This window comes from Rhodobaculum claviforme, from assembly GCF_016653255.1.
GTDB lineage: Bacteria > Pseudomonadota > Alphaproteobacteria > Rhodobacterales > Rhodobacteraceae > Rhodobaculum > Rhodobaculum claviforme.
This window is the reverse complement of sequence record NZ_NHSD01000052.1, coordinates 1-3,570: the sequence shown is the minus strand read 5'-3', so window position 1 is coordinate 3,570 and position 3,570 is coordinate 1. Positions and strand designations below refer to the sequence as shown.

Genomic DNA, 3,570 nt, shown 5'->3' with positions numbered 1-3,570 from the left:
GTCGGGGGTGGGGCGCGGACCGCAGGCGGGGGCCGCAAGCGCCAGTGCCAGCGTGATCGCAACCGCCCCGCGCATCGCCCGTCCCCTTGCCATGCAGGCCCCCTGTCAGCGGCCCTTGTCTTGCGCATAAGGACCGCGGCGGGGGCTGTCTATCCCGTGGGATAGCGGCGGCCTCCGTCCGGACCCCGCGGGTGTGCCTTTGCTGCCACGCATGCGGGGGCGCGGCGTGATAGACAACGGGCGACCCAGACCGACCCGGAGCCTGCGATGATTGCCCGACTGACCCGTGCCACCGGCCCGTTCGGTGGCCATCTTCTGGCCTATGGCGCCTCCGAGGCGGCGGCCAAGGCCTCGCGCCTGCTGGTGGTGATCGCGGTGGCGCGCTCGATGGATGCGGCCGCCATCGGCATTGCGGCCGCGGCGCTGGCGGTGGCCGACATCACCAAGTCCCTGACGGAAAACGGCGTGGGCCAGCGCATCATCGCCGCCCCCGACGACCGGCTGGCGGCGACCTGCGCCACGGCGCACCGGATCTTCTGGGGCTGGGCGCTGGGGCTCTTCACGTTGCAGCTTGGGCTGGGGCTGGCGGCGGCGCTGATCTGGGGGGACTGGCTGTTCTTCGTGCTGCTGGCGGTGCTGGCGGGGGAGTACCTGTTCATGCCCGGCGGGCTGGTGCAGGCCGCGCTTGCGATGCGCGAGGGCAAGATGCGCCAGACCGCCGCCATCGCGGGCGGGCAGGTGGTGGGTGCCAACATCGCCACGGCGGTGCTGGCGCTGATCTGGCCGGGGCCGCTGGCGCTGGTGGTGCCGCGGCTGATCGCGGCGCCGATCTGGCTGGTAGCGATGCGCCGGCTGCGGCCGTGGCGGCGCGACCCCGGCGCAGGCCGCGTGCCGCTGCGCCACTTCACCGGCTTCGGTGTGGCCGTGCTGGGGGTGGAGGTCGTCAAGGCCCTGCGCCTTCAGGCCGACAAGCTGGTGATCGGCGCGCTGGCGGGGGCCGAGGTTCTGGGCGTCTATTTCCTGGCCTTCAACGCGGGGCTGGGGCTGGCGAACTCCTTCTCCATCGCGTTCTCCACCGTGCTGTTTCCGCATCTGGCCCGCGCCACCGACCGCGAGGCCGCCTTGCGCCAGGCGGTGCTGCTGGCGATGGGGCTGATCGCGCCGGTGGTGGTGCTGCAGGCGCTGCTGGCGCCGGTCTATGTGCCGCTGCTGTTCGGTCCCGACTGGGCGCACATCGCGCCGGTGGTGTCGATCCTGTGCCTTGCGGCGATCCCGTCGGTGCTGTGGTCGGCCTCGGCGCAGTGGTTGCGCAGCACGGGCCGCGCGGGGGCCGAGTTCAATCGCACGCTGGTCATGACGGTGGCGCTGATCGCCACGACCGCCGCGCTTGCGCCCCACGGGATCCTGGCCATCGCCTGGGGCTATCTGGTCGTGGCGGGGCTGACGCAGGTCGTCTTTGCCGCACCTGCGCTGGTGGCCGCATTCCGTCCCCGTCCGCTGGAGGTCTGATCCATGCCGCTGTTCACCGTCGTCATCCCGGCCTTCAACGCCGCCGCCACCTTGCCCGAAACGCTGGCCAGCCTGCGCGCCCAGACATGCGCGGACTGGGAGGCGCTGGTGGTCGATGACGGCTCCACCGATGCGACCCGCGATCTGGCAACCGCGCCGGACCCGCGCATCCGGGTGCTGCGCAACCCCCGCAAGGGCCCCAGTGCCGCGCGCAACCATGGCGCGGCGCACGCCTCCGGTGATGTGCTGGCGTTCCTCGATGCCGATGACCTGTGGGCGCCGGAGAAGCTTGCGCGCATGGCCGCGGCACTTGCCGATCCGGGCGTGGATGCGGCGTTTGCCCGGATCGGGTTCTTCCACAGGGTGCCGGGGGATTCGCCCGTCACCTCCAGCGTGCCCGAGGGGGCGCTGGGGATCGCCACGCTGGTGGGGGAAAACCCGGTCTGTACCATGTCGAACCTGTGTGTGCGGCGCGCGGTCTTTGCCGCCTCGGGCGGGTTCGACGAGGGGCTGGTGCACAACGAGGATCTGGAGTGGCTGATCCGGCTGGCGGGATCGGGCGCGCGCATCATGGGCGTGGACGCGCCGCTGGTGTGGTACCGCACCAGCGCCTTCGGGCTGTCGGCGGATTTCGACGCGATGCGCCGGGGCCGCATGGCGGCGCTGGAGACCGCGCGCCGCTTCGGCGTGACCCCCGGCCCGCGCGCCGAGGCGATCCACCTTCGCTACCTCGCGCGGCGCGCGCTGCGGCTCGATTCCGGGCGCCTGACGGCGCTGCGGCTGGCGGGCGAAGGAGTCGCGGCCAGCCCGGCGGGGTTCTTTTCCGATCCCAGGCGCGGGGCGCTGACGGCGCTGGGCGCGGTTCTGGCGCCCGTGCTGCCGCGCGCGCTGCGCCGTGGCCTGTTTGCCCGGTGAGGGGCGGTATCCCTCGGGATAGTGCGGCTGACCGGCTGTCCGTCCCGGCCATCCCGGCGCGCGGCTGCACGTCGCCAGCGGTCCGCCTATCGTGACCGCAGACCTCGTGAAACGGAGACCCGTCATGCCCCGCGCATCCATCGTCGTGCCCGCCTACAACGCCGCAGCCACCCTTGGCGCCACCCTCGAGTCGCTGGTGCGCCAGACGCTTGGCGATTTCGAGGTGGTGGTGGTCGACGACGGCTCCAGCGACGCGACGGGGGCGCTGGTGCGGCAGCTGGGCGATCCCCGCGTGCGGCTGGTGCGCCAGAACAACCGCGGCCTCGCCGGGGCGCGCAACACCGGCATCGCGCATGCGCGCGGCGCGTTCATCGGCTTCTGCGATGCCGATGACCTGTGGCAGCCGCGCAAGCTGGCCGCCCATGTGGCCCATCTGGAGGCCAACCCCCAGGTCGGGCTGTCCTATGCCGGATCGGCCTTCATCGACGCCGCGGGTCGGCCCACCGGCCATGTCCAGCGCCCGCGCCTGCGCGGGATCACCGCGGCGCATGTGTTCAAGCGCAACCCGGTGGGCAACGGCTCGGCGCCGGTGATGCGGCGTGCGGCCCTGGATGCCATCGCCTGGCGCCCGGCCGGCGAGACCGCCCGCGACTGGTGGTTCGACGAGAGCTTCCGCCAGTCCGAGGACATCGAGTGCTGGCTGCGCCTTGCGCTGACCACCGATTGGGAGATCGCGGGCATCCCCGGCGCGCTGACCCTCTATCGCCTCAGCGCGGGCGGGCTGTCGGCCAACACCGACGCGCAGCTGGCCAGCTGGGAACGGATGGTGGCCAAGCTGTCGCCCCTGGCGCCGGCGTTCTTTGATCGCCACGCGCCGGCGGCGCGGGCCTATCAACTGCGGTATCTGTCGCGCCGGGCCATCAGCGCCCGTGATGGCGCGCGGGCCGCGGCGCTGGCGCTGCGCGGGGCCCGCCAGTCGCTGCGCCCGCTGTGGGAGGAGCCGTCCCGTACGCTCGTGACCTGGGGGGCGGCGGCGGTGCTGGGGCTGGCCGGGCCCGAGCGCTTCGCCACGACCGAGGCCCGCCTGCTGCGCCGCGCCGCCTGATCCCATCCCCGTACGGAGACGCCCGCATGCCCCCCTTTCTG

At 73.1% G+C, this 3,570-nt stretch carries 3 protein-coding genes; all 3 read left to right on the top strand.

The genetic code is table 11. From position 1 onward, the window contains the following. The first annotated feature begins 267 nt into the window (after positions 1-267). The 3 genes from CCR87_RS00790 (at position 268) to CCR87_RS00780 (ending at position 3,529) form a co-directional block, all read left to right on the top strand. Positions 268-1,509 (top strand): oligosaccharide flippase family protein, encoded by a 1,242-nt coding sequence (locus CCR87_RS00790; RefSeq protein WP_201155429.1) that lies wholly within the window; start codon positions 268-270, stop codon positions 1,507-1,509. 3 nt (positions 1,510-1,512) lie between these two features. Next, complete coding sequence (locus CCR87_RS00785) at positions 1,513-2,424, top strand: glycosyltransferase family 2 protein (protein WP_201155428.1); 912 nt, start codon at positions 1,513-1,515, stop codon at positions 2,422-2,424. A 124-nt stretch (positions 2,425-2,548) separates the two neighbouring features. Then, the gene (locus CCR87_RS00780; protein ID WP_201155427.1) at positions 2,549-3,529 is read left to right on the top strand and encodes a glycosyltransferase family 2 protein; all 981 of its coding nucleotides are present in this window, start codon (positions 2,549-2,551) and stop codon (positions 3,527-3,529) included. Positions 3,530-3,570: the final 41 nt, after the last annotated feature.

Excerpts from the sequence above, each read along its gene's own strand:
- CCR87_RS00785 (WP_201155428.1), top strand. The coding sequence starts at position 1,513 with ATGCCGCTGTTCACCGTCGTCATCCCGGCCTTCAACGCCGCCGCCACC.
- CCR87_RS00780 (WP_201155427.1), top strand. The coding sequence starts at position 2,549 with ATGCCCCGCGCATCCATCGTCGTGCCCGCCTACAACGCCGCAGCCACC.
- CCR87_RS00790 (WP_201155429.1), top strand. The coding sequence starts at position 268 with ATGATTGCCCGACTGACCCGTGCCACCGGCCCGTTCGGTGGCCATCTT.